The sequence below is a fragment of the Streptomyces hainanensis genome, assembly GCF_004348415.1.
Classification (GTDB): domain Bacteria; phylum Actinomycetota; class Actinomycetes; order Streptomycetales; family Streptomycetaceae; genus Streptomyces; species Streptomyces hainanensis.
In genome coordinates this window covers 1-13,785 of sequence record NZ_SMKI01000184.1, presented here as the reverse complement: position 1 = coordinate 13,785, position 13,785 = coordinate 1, and the positions used below count along the sequence as shown (strand labels likewise).

Annotated in this window: 15 protein-coding genes; 11 read left to right on the top strand and 4 right to left on the bottom strand. The window is 72.3% G+C overall.

Annotated features, from left to right (window positions below):
* Positions 1–56: 56 nt before the first annotated feature.
* Entirely contained in the window at positions 57–731 is a 675-nt protein-coding gene (locus tag E1283_RS18240; protein WP_132819138.1) for a FadR/GntR family transcriptional regulator, read from the bottom strand.
* A gap of 66 nt (positions 732–797) precedes the next feature.
* On the opposite strand from E1283_RS18240, the gene E1283_RS18235 reads away from it, so the two are divergent.
* From E1283_RS18235 to E1283_RS18225, 4 genes are all read left to right on the top strand, one after another.
* Entirely contained in the window at positions 798–2,063 is a 1,266-nt protein-coding gene (locus tag E1283_RS18235) for a CynX/NimT family MFS transporter (RefSeq protein ID WP_425086195.1), read from the top strand.
* Between the two features lie 17 nt (positions 2,064–2,080).
* The gene (locus tag E1283_RS39470; protein ID WP_279571274.1) at positions 2,081–2,197 is read left to right on the top strand and encodes an SGM_5486 family transporter-associated protein; all 117 of its coding nucleotides are present in this window, start codon (positions 2,081–2,083) and stop codon (positions 2,195–2,197) included.
* A gap of 275 nt (positions 2,198–2,472) precedes the next feature.
* A complete protein-coding gene (locus E1283_RS18230) occupies positions 2,473–2,655 on the top strand; it encodes a hypothetical protein (RefSeq protein ID WP_243744928.1) in 183 nt (60 codons plus the stop codon).
* Positions 2,656–2,794: 139 nt separating this feature from the next.
* Entirely contained in the window at positions 2,795–3,316 is a 522-nt protein-coding gene (locus E1283_RS18225; protein ID WP_132819135.1) for a SixA phosphatase family protein, read from the top strand.
* Positions 3,317–3,423: 107 nt separating this feature from the next.
* Here E1283_RS18225 and serB read toward each other — a convergent pair whose 3' ends face one another.
* Positions 3,424–4,647 carry a phosphoserine phosphatase SerB gene (serB, locus tag E1283_RS18220; RefSeq protein WP_132819134.1) on the bottom strand — a complete coding sequence of 408 codons (1,224 nt, stop codon included), beginning with the start codon at positions 4,645–4,647 and terminating at the stop codon, positions 3,424–3,426.
* Between the two features lie 229 nt (positions 4,648–4,876).
* Here serB and E1283_RS18215 point away from each other — a divergent pair, with 229 nt between their 5' ends.
* The 4 genes from E1283_RS18215 to E1283_RS18200 all read left to right on the top strand — a co-directional run bounded on the left by E1283_RS18215 (position 4,877) and on the right by E1283_RS18200 (position 9,811).
* Complete coding sequence (locus E1283_RS18215) at positions 4,877–7,363, top strand: FHA domain-containing protein (protein ID WP_132819133.1); 2,487 nt, start codon at positions 4,877–4,879, stop codon at positions 7,361–7,363.
* A 183-nt stretch (positions 7,364–7,546) separates the two neighbouring features.
* The gene (locus E1283_RS18210) at positions 7,547–8,695 is read left to right on the top strand and encodes a GAF domain-containing sensor histidine kinase (RefSeq protein WP_132819132.1); all 1,149 of its coding nucleotides are present in this window, start codon (positions 7,547–7,549) and stop codon (positions 8,693–8,695) included.
* Positions 8,688–9,338: a response regulator gene (locus tag E1283_RS18205; RefSeq protein ID WP_132819131.1), complete on the top strand. Its 651-nt coding sequence runs from the start codon at positions 8,688–8,690 to the stop codon at positions 9,336–9,338. Before E1283_RS18210 ends, E1283_RS18205 begins: the two co-directional genes overlap by 8 nt.
* Before the next feature lie 230 nt (positions 9,339–9,568).
* Positions 9,569–9,811, top strand: a complete 243-nt coding sequence (locus E1283_RS18200) for a chaplin (RefSeq protein WP_132819130.1) — start codon at positions 9,569–9,571, stop codon at positions 9,809–9,811.
* A 90-nt stretch (positions 9,812–9,901) separates the two neighbouring features.
* Here E1283_RS18200 and E1283_RS18195 read toward each other — a convergent pair whose 3' ends face one another.
* The gene (locus tag E1283_RS18195) at positions 9,902–10,690 is read right to left on the bottom strand and encodes a hypothetical protein (protein ID WP_132819129.1); all 789 of its coding nucleotides are present in this window, start codon (positions 10,688–10,690) and stop codon (positions 9,902–9,904) included.
* Positions 10,691–10,839: 149 nt separating this feature from the next.
* Between E1283_RS18195 and E1283_RS18190 the strand changes: the two genes are divergently transcribed.
* The 3 genes from E1283_RS18190 to E1283_RS18180 all read left to right on the top strand — a co-directional run bounded on the left by E1283_RS18190 (position 10,840) and on the right by E1283_RS18180 (position 13,175).
* Positions 10,840–11,631, top strand: a complete 792-nt coding sequence (locus E1283_RS18190; protein ID WP_132819128.1) for an ABC transporter ATP-binding protein — start codon at positions 10,840–10,842, stop codon at positions 11,629–11,631.
* A 90-nt stretch (positions 11,632–11,721) separates the two neighbouring features.
* On the top strand, positions 11,722–12,144 hold the full coding sequence (locus E1283_RS18185) for an NfeD family protein (RefSeq protein ID WP_132819127.1): 423 nt from the start codon (positions 11,722–11,724) through the stop codon (positions 12,142–12,144).
* 59 nt (positions 12,145–12,203) lie between these two features.
* Complete coding sequence (locus E1283_RS18180) at positions 12,204–13,175, top strand: SPFH domain-containing protein (protein WP_132819126.1); 972 nt, start codon at positions 12,204–12,206, stop codon at positions 13,173–13,175.
* 86 nt (positions 13,176–13,261) lie between these two features.
* On the opposite strand, the gene E1283_RS18175 is transcribed toward E1283_RS18180, so the two are convergent.
* The gene (locus tag E1283_RS18175; protein ID WP_132819125.1) at positions 13,262–13,771 is read right to left on the bottom strand and encodes an HNH endonuclease; all 510 of its coding nucleotides are present in this window, start codon (positions 13,769–13,771) and stop codon (positions 13,262–13,264) included.
* Positions 13,772–13,785 lie beyond the last annotated feature (14 nt).

Below are 13,785 nucleotides of genomic sequence, written 5' to 3'. Positions count from 1 at the left end.
GGCGGGGGAGAACCCCGCGCGGAGCGCGCGAACCGGGGCCGGTGGGGGAGGCCCCGTCAGGCCATCGCCCGGCACGTGAGCGCGTACGAACCCGCCTCCTCCGCCGCCGCCCCCGCGTCGGACGCGTGGATCGCCGCGACCAGGCGCGAGTGGTCGGCCAGGGTGTCGGCCCGCATGTCCTGTTGGCCGATGTCCTGTCGCAGGAAGGCCCGGACCACCCCGCCCAGGTCCGCGTAGAGCGCGATCAGCACCTCGTTGCGCGAGGCTCCGACCACGGCCGTGTGGAACGTGGCGTCGGCCTCCACGAAGCGTTCCAGGTCGTGGCTGGCCCAGGCCTCGTCACGCCGGGCGAGCAGCGCGTCGAGTTGGCGCAGGTCGCGGTCCGTGCGCCGGAGCGCGGCCAGGGCGGCCGCCTGGGCCTCGAGTGCGCTGCGCACCTCGGCCACGTCGCGTTGCGGGGCGTCCGCGAAGCGGCGCTGCATCACGCCGGCCAGTTCGCTGGTCGCGGCCACGTACGTGCCGGAGCCCTGCCGGATGTCGAGCAGGCCGTTGTGGGCGAGGGCCCGGATCGCCTCCCGCACGGTGTTCCTGGCCACGCCGAGTTGGGCGACCAGCTCCGGCTCGGTGGGGATGCGGGAGCCCACCGGCCATTCGCCGGCGGTGATCTGCTGGCGGAGCTGGTTGATGACCTGGTCCGCGAGGGCGGAACGGCGGGGTGCGCTCAGTGACATGGCTCTCCCGGAGAATGCGGATCCCCACCACCGGGGGATTCATCCCATGATTCTATGATGGTACGCATGGAGTCGACGAAGGACGACCGTACCCTTCCCTCACGTCCCACCGAGCCCGCGCCGCATCCCGCTTCCGGCCTGACCGTCCGCGCCGTCGCGCCGTGGTTCGTCGTCGTCGGCCTGGCGCTGGCCGCGTTCAACCTCCGTCCGGCCCTGGCCAGCATCGGGCCGCTGCTGCCCGAGATACGCGACGGGCTGCACATGAACGGTGCCGTCGCCGGCCTGCTCACCTCGGTGCCCGCGCTCTGTTTCGCCGTCTTCGGCAACGCCGCGCCCCGACTCGCCCGCCGGCACGGGCTGCCGGCCGTCCTCGTGGCCGGCCTGGCCGCCGTCGCCGCCGGCCTGGCGCTCCGCCCGTTCGCCGGCTCCACCACGGTGTTCCTGGTGACCAGCGCGCTCGCGCTGGCCGGCGTGGCCGTCGGCAACGTGCTCATGCCGGTGTTGGTGAAGGAGTACTTCCCGGACCGCCTCGGCGCCATGACCGGCCTCTACTCCATGGCACTGTCCCTGGGTGCCGCCTGCGCCGCCGGCCTCAGCGTCCCGTTGGCGCGGGCGCTGGGCGACGACTGGCGGCCCGGCCTCGGCTTCTGGGCGATACCCGCGCTCGTCGCCGTCCTGCCCTGGCTCGCCGCGCTGCGTCACCGCCGCGCCCGCGCGACGCGGATCCCGACGCCCCGCCAGGAGGCCGTCCCGCTTCGGCTGGCCAGGTCCGGCACCGCCTGGTCCCTCGCGATCCTCTTCGGCCTCCAGGCCACCGCCGCCTACGTCACCCTCGGCTGGGCCCCGCAGATCTACCAGGACGCCGGCATCTCCGCCGGCACCGCCGGCCTGCTGGCGGCCGTGATCATCGGCCTCGGGGCGCCGATCGGCTTCGCCCTGCCGCCGTTCGCCGCCCGACTGCGGCACCAGGGGCCGTTGGTGGCCGTGCTCGGCGTGTTCGGCCTCGTCGGCTACGTCGGGCTCTGGCTGGCGCCCGGTGGCGGTGCCTGGCTGTGGGCGATCTGCCTCGGCCTCACCAACTGCACCTTCCCCGTCGTCCTGACCATGATCGGACTGCGGGCCAGGACCCCGCACGGCGTCGCCCGGCTCTCCGCCTTCGCACAGAGCATCGGCTACCTGATCAGCGTCCCCGGACCGCTGCTCGTCGGCACCCTCAACGAGGCCACCGGCGCCTGGCACGCCCCGCTCGCACTGATGGTCGTGCTGTTGCTGGCGCAGATCGCGGTCGGCTTCCGCGCCGGCCGGGACCGGTGTGTGGAGGACGAGGTGTGAGTGGCAGACTCGGACCCATGCCAGCGCTCGATCCCAACCCCACCGGCGGCCAGCGCAAGCTGCTGCTCGTTCTCGGCGCCATGCTGGGAATCACCATCGCCATCGCCGTGATCGCCACCGTCGCCGCGCCCTGAGCCGACGACCGTACCCCTGAGCCGACGACCGTACGTACCCCCGAGCCGGCCAGGCCAGGCCCGACCGGCCGGGCCTCGCCCGGTCGGGGAACGGGCAGGTCGGAGCGGCCCGTTCACTCGATGGTGGTGCCAGCTACACCATCCCCTAGGGGGCCAGGTTCAGGGGCGACTGGGTGGCTCACCGGATGGGCCGTCGTGGGTCGCTTCCGTAGGTTGGTGGACACGATCCGAGGAGCATCGGATCCGACCTTCGACGCATGGAGGCGACGAGCGTCATGTCCGCCCGAGCAGACCGTTCCGGCATGGAGATCCGCCTGCGCTGGTGGACCCTCGCGCTTCCGGCGGCCGCCTTCGGAGCACTGTTGCTGCTGGTGGTGGCCGGGCCCCAGGCCGAGGCCGCCGAGGGGGCGCGGCCGATGGCCGTGCTGCTCGACCACGTCAACGCGTGGCTTCCCTGACCGTCGTGCACCACCGAACGGGTGCCGGCGGCGGCCCGCCGGCCCATCGTGCGCTGGGGGAGCGATCCGCAGGTCGCCCGCCCGGGCGGGATTCCCAACCCCCCGCGACCCACTGCACGTTTCATGCGAAGCTGGGCACATGAGCGTCGAAGTTCCGCGCAGGATCGTTCTCCTCCGACACGCCAAGGCCGACTGGCCGCAGGTGTCCGATCATGACCGTCCCCTCGCCGAGCGGGGCCGGAAGGACGCGCCCGTCGCCGGGCGCTGGCTGGCCGGGGCCGGTGTCAGCCCCGACCTGACCCTCTGTTCCACCGCGGTCCGAACCCGCGAGACCTGGAAGCTGGTCGCCACCGAGCTGCCCCAGCGCCCCAGGACCGTCTACGAGGAGCGGGTCTACGAGGCCTCGCTCGGCGAGCTGATCGCCCTGATCAACGAGGTCGACGACGACGTCAGGAACCTGATGCTCGTCGGTCACAACCCCGGTATCCACGCCCTCGCGGACGCCCTGACCGGCGAGGCCGAGGGCGACGCGCTGGCCAGGATGAACCGCTCCGGCTATCCGACCTCGGCCATCGCGGTACTGAGCCTCACGGGTGACTGGAAGTCCGTCGAACACGGCGTGGCCACCCTGGCCGCGTACTGGACCCCGCACGAGGCGTAGCCACCGCCGAACCACGCGGGCGGCGCCCGTCGGAGCACGGGCCGCCTGCCTCGCCCACCGTTGGTCGGGCCGGCCCGGCGGTCACGCCGGGCCCGAGCGGCCAGGTCCTAGCTCTCCGCGTCCGCCGCCTCGACCTCTTCGCGGGTGATCCCCAGCAGATAGAGCACGGTGTCGAGGAACGGCACCGTCACGGCCGTGTCGGCGGCCTCCCGCACCAGCGGCTTCGCGTTGAAGGCGACCCCGAAGCCGGCCGCGTTGAGCATGTCCAGGTCGTTGGCGCCGTCGCCGATCGCGACGGTGCGCGACAGCGGCACCCCGGCCTCGGCGGCGAACGCCCGCAACAGTCGGGCCTTGCCCGCTCGGTCCACTATGTCGCCGGTGACCCGCCCGGTGAGCCTGCCGTCCACGATCTCCAGCGTGTTGGCCGCGGCGAAGTCCAGGCCGAGGCGCTCCTGGAGGGCGTCCGTCACCTGGGTGAACCCGCCCGAGACCACGCCCACCTGGCAGCCGAGCCGCTTCAGGGTCCGGATCAGGGTGCGCGCGCCCGGCGTCAGCCGCACCTCGGCCCGCACCTTGTCCACCACGGACTCGTCGAGGCCGGCGAGCAGGGCCACCCGGGCGTGCAGGGACTGCTCGAAGTCCAGCTCGCCGCGCATCGCCGCCGCCGTGACCGCCGCGACCTGCTCCTCGCAGCCGGCGTGGGCGGCGAAGAGCTCGATGACCTCGTCCTGGATCAGCGTCGAGTCCACGTCCATCACCACCAGCCGGGGCGCCCGGCGGGCCAGGCCCGAGTCGACCACGGCGACGTCCACCGCCAGCGCCGCCGCCTCGGTGGCCAGCGCGGTGCGCAGCTCCGCCGTGTCCACCCCGGAGACGTCGAACTCCACGGCCGTCACCGGATACTTGGCCAGCCGGAAGATCCGGTCGATGTTGCCGCCGGTGCCCGTTATCCGGGCGGCGATGGCCGCGATGATCTCGGCGGTCAGCGGGTTGCCGAGCACGGTCACATGGGACCTGCCGACGCCGCGCGCCGGGTTGTCGCCGGTGCCGGAGATGATCTCGGCCTGCAGCCGCACCGACTCGGCCCAGCCGTGCACGGTGGCGCGCAGCTCGCCCTCGCCGCCGGAGCCCGCCGGGCCCGCGGTCGGCGCCGTCACCAGCGCGCACAGCGTGATCCGGCCGCGGGTGACGACCTGCTCGATGTCGATGACGTCCACTCCGAACCCCGCCAGGGTCTGGAAGAGGCTCGCCGTCAGCCCTGGACGGTCCTTGCCGAAGATCTTCACCAGGAGGGTGGGCACGTCCTGGGGGACCGGTTGCGCAGACTTCATGGTGCCGCCCACGGTAGTCGCCCCCGGTGACGGCCTCATGTCGAGTCCACCTCTTGGACGAGGCCGAGAGATGAAGGTCACAGGGCCGCGCGCGCTCTGCACCAGGTTGGTGACATCCGGGGGTCGACTGGCCGTCGCGAGCCCAAGCCTGGAATAGTTCCCCCACGACGTTCGACCATCCCTAGACCTCCGCTCGGAGGGTGCTCGGGGGACAACTTTTGGGGCTGGAGTGCCGGAACTCGTACTCGAATTGAACGGCCAAACATGGACTTTGGATCCAACCAGGTCATACACCCTGGGTAGAGATCCGCAGGGGGATGTGGTCCTGCAGGACTCCCGGGTCTCGTGGCGGCACGCCACGGTGCGCTGGGGAGGCCAGAGCTGGGTCCTCGAGGACCATGGCAGCACCAACGGGACGTACGCGCAGGGGCAGCGGGTCCAGCACGCGCCACTGGGCCCCGGCGCGATAATCCATCTGGGCAACGCCGCGGACGGCCCGCGCCTCTCGTTCTCCGGCGGCGGCCAGATACCGCAGCAGCAGTACGACCCGCAGTACGCGGCCATGGCCGGCCAGCCGCCCGCGCAGGCCCCGGCTCAGCCCGCCGGGATGCCCCCGCACCAGGCCGCGGTGCCACCGCAGCCGCCCTACGGCCAGCAGGGCCACGGTCAGGGCGGGCCCGCCGGGCAGGGCGCCGGGTTCGACGGCGGTGCGACCAGTCTGCACATGCTGACCGTCGGCCAGGTCACCAGGATCGGCCGCGCCCTGGAGAACGAACTGGTCGTCAGCGACCTCCAGGTCTCCCGGCTGCACGCCGAGTTCCTCGCGCACCCCGACGGCCGCTACGAGATCCACGACCTGGGCAGCCACAACGGCACCTACGTCAACGGCCAGCAGCTGCCGAAGAACGGCCGCCGCGACCTGGGCCAGAACGACACGGTCGGCATCGGCCACTCCACCTTCCGGCTGGTCGGCAACCAGCTCCAGGAGTTCGTCGACACGGGTGAGGTCTCCTTCTCCGCCCGCCACCTGACCGTCCAGGTCAACAACGGCCAGACCACGATCCTCAACGACGTCTCCTTCGGCGTGCCGGAGAAGTCCCTGATCGGCGTCATCGGCCCGTCCGGATCCGGCAAGTCCACCCTGCTGCGCGCCCTCACCGGCTACCGCCCGGCGACCTACGGCGAGGTCCTGTACGACCACCGGAACCTCTACACGCACTTCGCCGAGCTCCGGAACCGCATCGGCCTCGTCCCGCAGGACGACATCCTCCACACCGCGCTGCCCATCAGGCTGGCGCTCCGGCTCGCCGCCAAGCTCCGCTTCCCCGGCGACGTCGGCGAGGCCGAGCGCAACGCCCGCGTCGAGGAGGTGCTGGCCGAGCTCAAGCTCAGCCCGCACGCCACCAAGCGCATCTCCTCGCTCTCCGGCGGTCAGCGCAAGCGCGTCTCCGTCGCCCTCGAACTGCTGACCAAGCCGTCGCTGATCTTCCTCGACGAGCCCACCTCGGGCCTCGACCCGGGCATGGACCGCGACGTCATGCAGCTGCTGCGCAGCCTCGCCGACGACGGCCGCACCGTGCTCGTGGTCACCCACTCGGTGGCCGAGCTCGGGCTCTGCGACCGGGTGCTGGTGATGGCCCCCGGCGGCGGCGTCTCCTACTTCGGGCCGCCGGACGAGGCGCTGAACTTCTTCGGCTATGACAACTGGGCCGACGTGTTCTCCGCCTTCGAGAACTACCGCGACTACGACTGGATGGGCCGCTGGCGCGGCTCGCAGCACTTCCAGACGTACGCGGCGGACGTGGACTCCGCGCAGCCGCAGGCCGCCCAGCACATCCAGCCGATGTCGGCCAGCCAGCAGAAGCGACAGTCCTGGGCCTCCCAGGTGTGGACGCTGATGCGCCGCTACGCCGCGGTGATCATGGCCGACAAGGGCTTCCTCGGCCTCACCGTGGCGCTGCCCGTCGTGCTCGGCGCCGTCTCGGCCGTCATCCCCGCGGACTTCGGCCTCGGCTACGGCTCCCAGGAACGCGGCTTCCGCAACGGTGACGCCAGCATCATCCTGATGGTCCTGGTGGTCGGCATGTGCTTCGCGGGCGCCGCCAACGCCGTCCGCGAGCTGATCAAGGAACGGGTGATCTACGAGCGCGAACGCGCCGTCGGCCTCTCCCGCTCCGCGTACCTGATGTCCAAGGTGTTCGTGCTCGGCGTCGTCACCGTGTTCCAGGCGCTGATCCTCAGCGTCATCGGCTTCCTGCCCAGGGACATGCCCGTCGAGGGCGTCATCTTCACCGACTCGCCGGCCGTCGAGATGACGCTGGTCCTGATGGCGCTCGGCTGCACCTCGATGATGATCGGCCTGGTGATCTCGGCGCTGGTGCGCACCTCCGAGATGACGATGCCGCTGCTGGTGATGATCTCCGTCGTCCAGCTGGTCTTCACCGGCGCGCTCTTCCAGTTGCACGGCACCCTGGGCGTCGAGCAGCTGGCCTGGCTGATGCCGTCCCGCTGGGCGCTGGCCGGCGTCGGCACCACCGCCGACCTCAACACCCTGACGGCCTCCGCCACCGAGGAACCCGACCCCGACCCGATCTGGGAGCACGAGGCCGGCTACTGGTTGCTCGACGTGGCCATGCTCGGGGTGCTCGCCGTCATCTGCGGCTACCTGGTCATGAAGTTCCTGCGGCGCCACGAGCCCGAGGTCATGCGCAACTGACCCGAGCCGACCGCGTACCCGAAGGCGGCGGGCACCCCACACGTGGGGCGCCCGCCGCCTTCGCGTGCGCCGGGGACCACGCGCCGGGGCGCTCATCCGACCCGAGACCTAGGCCACCCGGCGCAGCCACTCACCGGCGCCCGCCCGATCCTCCACCCCGCCACCAGGGGTTACGGTCTCTCCATGGGCCCCAGAACCGGGCTGGCCGCGGTGAGCGCCGCGCTGCTCGCCATGAACCGCACCCTCGAGGTGCGCGACGTGCTGCAGACCATCGTGCACAGCGCCCGCGAGCTGCTCGACGCCCGCTACGCCGCCCTCGGCCTCCCCGACGGCAACGGCGGCTTCGCCCAGTTCCTGGTGGACGGCGTCAGCGACCGCCAGTGGAAGGCCATCGGCCCACTGCCCCGCCAGCACGGCATCCTCGCCGCGATGCTCAGCAGCGCCACCCCCGTCCGCCTCGCCGACGTCCGCGACGACCCGCGCTTCGAGGGCTGGCCGGCCGCCCACCCCGAGATGAGCGACTTCCTCGGCATGCCCGTCGCCGACGGCGAGAGCGTCCTCGGGGCCCTCTTCCTCGCGAACAAGCGCTGCCCGCCGGGGCGCCGTCCCCCGAGCGGCTGCGGCTTCACCGCGGAGGACGAGGAACTGCTCCGCCTCCTCGCCGAGCACGCCGCCATCGCCCTGACCAACGCCAGGCTCTACGAGCGCAGCCGCGAGCTCACCATCGCCGAGGAACGGGCCCGCCTCGCCCACGAACTGCACGACGCCGTCGCCCAGAAGCTGTTCTCGCTCCGCCTCACCGCCCAGGCCGCCGCCACCCTGATCGACCGCGACCCGCGACGCGCCAGGGACGAGCTGCGGCAGGTCACCCGGCTCGCCGCCGAGGCCGCCGACGAACTGCGCGCCGCCGTCATCGAGCTGCGCCCCGCCGCCCTCGACGAGGACGGCCTCGTCGCCACCCTGCGCGCCCAGATCCAGGTCCTCGACCGGGCCCACCCCGCGAGCGTCACCTTCGACTGCCGCGACCACCGCGCCCTCCCCGCCCAGCAGGAGGAGGCCGTGCTGCGCGTCGCCCAGGAGGCGCTCCACAACGCCCTGCGGCACGGCGCGCCCGACGGCGTCCGGGTCGCGCTCACCCGCCGCGGCACGGCGACCGTGCTCCGGGTGACCGACGACGGCACCGGGTTCGCCCCGGACGCCGTCCGCAGCGCCGGCCGCCATCTCGGCCTGGTCTCCATGCGGGACCGGGCCTCGGCGGTCGGCGGATCACTGACCGTACAGTCGGAGCCCGGCAAGGGCACCGTGATCGAGATGGAGGTGCCCGGTGGCTGACGTCATCCGCGTGCTGATCGTCGACGACCACCAGGTGGTCCGCCGCGGGTTGCGCACGTTCCTCGAGGTCCAGGACGACATCGAGGTGGTGGGCGAGGCCGCCGACGGCGCCGCCGGCGTGGAGCGCGCCGAGGAACTGCGCCCCGACGTCGTCCTGATGGACGTCAAGATGCCCGGCACCGACGGCGTCGAGGCCCTCGGCCGGCTCAGCGAACTCGGCAACCCCGCCCGGGTCCTCGTCGTCACCAGCTTCACCGAGCGCCGCACCGTGATCCCCGCGCTGCGCGCCGGCGCCGCCGGCTACGTGCACAAGGACATCGACCCCGAGGCCCTGGCCGGCGCCATCCGCGCCGTGCACGCCGGCCACGTGCTGCTCCAGCCCGAGGTGGCCGGGGCGCTGCTCGCCCAGGCCCCGGGCGGCAGCGGCGGCCGGGCGGGATCGCTCACCGACCGGGAGCGCGAGGTGCTGGCCCTGATCGCCCGCGGCCGGTCCAACCGCGAGATCGCCCGCGCCCTGGTGCTCTCCGAGAAGACCGTGAAGACCCACGTGTCGAACATCCTGATGAAGCTGGACCTCGCCGACCGGACCCAGGCCGCCCTCTGGGCCGTGCGGCACGGCGTCTCCGACGAGAACCGGCCCTGAAGCCCCGGGCCCCGGACCGCCCAGATCATCGGAACAGCCGCGAACCCGTCCCGAACGGCACGTAACCGCCCGGATCCGGTACCCGGCGACGTCAACCCGGCGACCGTTGTTACGCCGAACGTGGGTAAGAGGGCGTGCGCCCGTGCCGCGTGTTCCGCGTGGCCGTTGTGCAGCGCGCGACCCCGCGCCCAGGGGTCGTCGCACAGCACACGTCCAGGAGGAACCCACCCATGAACACTGCCAAGAAGGCCGCCCTCGTGCTCGCCGCCACCGGAGTCACCCTCGGCGGCGCCGCCGGCTCCGCCTTCGCCAGCGGTGCCGACGCGTCCGGGGCGGCCATCGGCTCCCCCGGCGTCGTCTCGGGCAACAACATCCAGGTCCCGGTCGCCATCCCGATCCAGGTCGTGGGCAACTCGATCAACGTCGTGGGGATCCTGAACCCCGTCTTCGGCAACGCCGGCTTCATCCGCTGAGCCGAAGCCCAGACGTACCGGCGGCGAAAGCCGGCGCACACCCGGGTCCCCGGAGCCACCAGGCTCCGGGGACCCGGCCGTTCCCGGCCCTCAGCCCCGCTGCCGCTCCAACTCCTCGGCATACGCGTCGTACGCCGCCACCCGCGCCCGCCGCGCGGCCCGCTCCACGGGGCGCAACACCCCGTCCCGCAGCGCCATCTGGCCCGCGCTCACCGCCGTCCCCGGCTCCGTCTCCACCGCGATCTCCACCAGCGCCCCCACCCGCTGCGCCAGCTCCAACACCCGCACCGCACGGGCCGGGTAGCCGGGCGCCAACAGCTGCCGCCCGCGCTCCATCCGGGCCCGGTACGCCTCGAGACGCGCCAGCGCCATCGGACCCGTCCCCGCCACGTCGAGCCGCGTCAGCTCCTCGGTGGCGTCCCGCAACACCTCGGCCAGCTCGCGCTCCGCCTCCCCGAGCGACGGCACGTCGGCGGGCGGCCCCTGCCGCACCGGACGGCAGCGCCACACCACCTCCGTCAGCACGTCCCCGGCCGGACCCGCCTCGCTGACCTCGGGCACCAGGCCGAGCCCCGCCCCCGACGCCAACACCGCCTCCCCGGCGTCCATCGCCGCCGCGTTGAACTCGGGCGGCCCACACAACCCCAGCGGGTGCCCGGGCGCCGGCAGCGCGATCCGCAACCCCACCGCCCCCAGCGCCCGCAGCCGACCGAACGCCAGTGTCAGCCCCACCGGGCCCGCCTCGCCTGGCAGATCCACCACCCGGTGCACCGAATCGGCACCAACCGCACGGACCGCGGCGTCATCAGGCGCCACAAGTCCGGCGAAAAGAGCATTACCCCAGGCGGCAAGCCGCCCGGCACGCGGTTCCTCGAGCATGCCCCCTACCTTAGGGAAGGAAGGCCAACCAGCCTCCTGACGACAGACACCGGAAGCCGGTGGCGTAGGTTTTGTCCTGAGGACGTGCCCACCGGCACCGACCCCACAGACACCGAGCAACGGCGACCGCAAGGGGAGAGACCGCGCGCATGAGCGATGTACTGGAGCTGGTGGACGTAACCGTGGTCCGCGAAGGCCGGGCTCTGGTGGAGAAGGTCTCCTGGTCGGTCGCCGAAGGCGAGCGCTGGGTGATCCTGGGCCCCAACGGCGCCGGCAAGACCACCCTGCTGAACGTCGCGTCCAGCTACCTCTTCCCCACCAGCGGCACCGTCCAGATCCTCGGTGAAAAGCTGGGCGGCGTCGACGTGTTCGATCTCCGCCCGCGGATCGGCATGGCGAGCAGCGCCCTCGCCGGCAAGCTCTCCGCCCGCCAGACGGTGCTCTCCACCGTCCTCACCGCCGCCTACGGCATGACGGCCGGCTGGCAGGAACGCTATGACGAGGTCGACGAGCAGCGCGCCCGCGCCTTCCTCGACCGCCTGGGCATGACCGAGTTCCTGGACCGCAGATTCGGCACCCTCTCCGAGGGAGAGCGCAAGCGCACCCAGATCGCCCGCGCCCTGATGACCGACCCCGAGCTGCTGCTGCTCGACGAGCCCGCCGCCGGGCTCGACCTCGGCGGCCGCGAGGACCTGGTGCGCCGCCTCGGCCGCCTCGCCCGCGACCCCTTCGCGCCGTCCATGCTGATGGTCACCCACCACGTGGAGGAGATCGCCCCCGGCTTCACGCACGTCCTGCTGGTCCGTCAGGGCAGGGTTCTGCACGCCGGCCCCATCGAGACCACCCTCACCTCCTCCAACCTCTCCCACTGCTTCGGCCTGCCCCTCGTCGTCGAACGCCGCGCCGACCGCTGGACCGCGCACGGACTCCCGCTCGGCTGACGGGCCCGGCCGACGAACTCCGTTGGCGGGACGGGGGCCAACCTCGTCGAACCCTGTTCGCGACGCCCCGTGGCGACCTACCATGGCCGGGTGGACTTCTGGGTGTGGTGGCTCATCGCCGCCGGTGGATTCGCGATCGCTCTCGTCCTCACGGCCATGCCGGAGCTCGGCATGCTCTCGGCCGGCGCCGTCGCGGCGGCCGTCGCCGGCGGCCTCACCGACAACCTGGTGATCCAGGTCGTCGTCTTCGCCGTCGTCTCCACCGCTCTCATCGTCGTCGTCCAGCCGATCGCACGGCGCGCCCGCACGGGACCGCCCGCGCTCAGCACGGGAGTCGACGCCCTGACGGGCAGAACAGCCGTCGTCCTGGAGCGAGTCGACGCGCGCGACGGGCGGATCAAGCTCGCCGGCGAGGAGTGGTCGGCCCGTTCCCTCGGCGAGGACGACGCCTACGAACCGGGCAGTCAGGTCAGTGTGGTCGAGATCGACGGGGCCACCGCGGTCGTGATGTGATGGGCGCGTCACTCACATCGACAATCGTTCAACTCATCTAGCCGCAGGGGGAGATCACGATGGACGCCATCATCATCGTGCTGGTCATCCTGGTGGTGCTGGTCGTCATCGCGCTCGTCCAGACGATCCAGGTGATCCAGCAGGCAAGCGCCGCCATCGTCGAGCGCTTCGGCCGCTACACCAGGACGCTGAACGCGGGCCTCAACATCGTGGTCCCGTTCATCGACCGCATCCGCAACCGCATCGACCTGCGCGAGCAGGTCGTGCCCTTCCCGCCGCAGCCCGTGATCACCCAGGACAACCTGGTCGTGAACATCGACACGGTGATCTACTACCAGGTCACCGACGCCCGCGCGGCCACCTACGAGGTCTCCAACTACATCCAGGCCATCGAGCAACTGACGGTCACCACGCTGCGGAACATCATCGGCGGCATGGACCTGGAGCGCACCCTCACCTCCCGCGAGGAGATCAACGCGGCCCTGCGCGGCGTGCTCGACGAGGCCACCGGCAAGTGGGGCATCCGCGTCAACCGCGTCGAGCTGAAGGCCATCGAGCCTCCCACCTCCATCCAGGACTCGATGGAGAAGCAGATGCGGGCCGACCGGGACAAGCGCGCCGCGATCCTCCAGGCCGAGGGCATCAGGCAGTCCGAGATCCTCCAGGCCGAGGGCGCCAAGCAGTCCGAGATCCTGCGCGCCGAGGGTGACGCCCGCGCCAAGGCCCTGCGGGCCGAGGGCGAGGCCCAGGCCATCCGCACCGTCTTCGAGGCCATCCACGCCGGCGACGCCGACCAGAAGCTGCTCTCCTACCAGTACGTCCAGATGCTGCCGAAGATCGCCGAGGGCGACGCCAACAAGCTCTGGATCGTGCCCAGCGAGATCGGCGACGCCCTCAAGGGCCTCGGCGGCAACCTCGGCCGCTTCACCGGCAACGGCAACGGCGGCGGCAACGCCGGGATTCCCCCGCAGGACAACGGCGGGGGCTCCCTCGACAAGCCCCCGACCCGCGAGCAGCCCCGCATCGAGTGACACGGCTCTCCCCCCTGGCAGAGAACGACGTCGCCCGCCCCCGGCATCCAGGCCGGGGGCGGGCGACGTCGTTCGTCCCGTCCCACTCAGGCCGCGCGCGGCAGCGCCAGCCACTCCGGCAGCGTGACCTCCGCCTGCCCGCCCACCGCGAGCAGCAGCGCGTCCGCCGGGCTCGGCTCGAACGGCTCGGAGAGCAGCCGCATCCCCGCCTCGGCCGGCGTCCTGGCCGCCTTCCGGTGGTTGTCCTCAGCGCATGCCGCCACCGTGTTCAACCACGTGTCCCGCCCGCCCTGGGAACGCGGCAGCACATGATCGATCGTGGTCGCCCGGCGGCCGCAGTACGCGCACCGATGCCGGTCCCGTACCAGGACGCCCCGCCGCGACCACGGGGCCCGTTGTCGGAACGGCACCTTCACATAGCGCCGGAGCCGGATCACCTGCGGCACCGGCAGGTCCACCGCGGCGGCCCGCATCCGGAGCGCCGGGTGCTCGTGCTCCACATCCGCCTTGTGCTGGATCACCAGCACCACCGCCCGCCGCAGCGACACCGTCGACAGCGGCTCGTAGCTCGCGTTGAGGACAAGGGTCTGCCGCATGCCCGCCCACCTTC

Coding starts and splice junctions, on each gene's coding strand:
- E1283_RS18240 (WP_132819138.1), bottom strand. CDS start 731: ATGTCACTGAGCGCACCCCGCCGTTCCGCCCTCGCGGACCAGGTCATC.
- E1283_RS18235 (WP_425086195.1), top strand. CDS start 798: ATGGAGTCGACGAAGGACGACCGTACCCTTCCCTCACGTCCCACCGAG.
- E1283_RS39470 (WP_279571274.1), top strand. CDS start 2,081: ATGCCAGCGCTCGATCCCAACCCCACCGGCGGCCAGCGCAAGCTGCTG.
- E1283_RS18230 (WP_243744928.1), top strand. CDS start 2,473: ATGTCCGCCCGAGCAGACCGTTCCGGCATGGAGATCCGCCTGCGCTGG.
- E1283_RS18225 (WP_132819135.1), top strand. CDS start 2,795: ATGAGCGTCGAAGTTCCGCGCAGGATCGTTCTCCTCCGACACGCCAAG.
- serB (WP_132819134.1), bottom strand. CDS start 4,647: ATGAAGTCTGCGCAACCGGTCCCCCAGGACGTGCCCACCCTCCTGGTG.
- E1283_RS18210 (WP_132819132.1), top strand. CDS start 7,547: ATGGGCCCCAGAACCGGGCTGGCCGCGGTGAGCGCCGCGCTGCTCGCC.
- E1283_RS18200 (WP_132819130.1), top strand. CDS start 9,569: ATGAACACTGCCAAGAAGGCCGCCCTCGTGCTCGCCGCCACCGGAGTC.
- E1283_RS18195 (WP_132819129.1), bottom strand. CDS start 10,690: ATGCTCGAGGAACCGCGTGCCGGGCGGCTTGCCGCCTGGGGTAATGCT.
- E1283_RS18190 (WP_132819128.1), top strand. CDS start 10,840: ATGAGCGATGTACTGGAGCTGGTGGACGTAACCGTGGTCCGCGAAGGC.
- E1283_RS18180 (WP_132819126.1), top strand. CDS start 12,204: ATGGACGCCATCATCATCGTGCTGGTCATCCTGGTGGTGCTGGTCGTC.
- E1283_RS18175 (WP_132819125.1), bottom strand. CDS start 13,771: ATGCGGCAGACCCTTGTCCTCAACGCGAGCTACGAGCCGCTGTCGACG.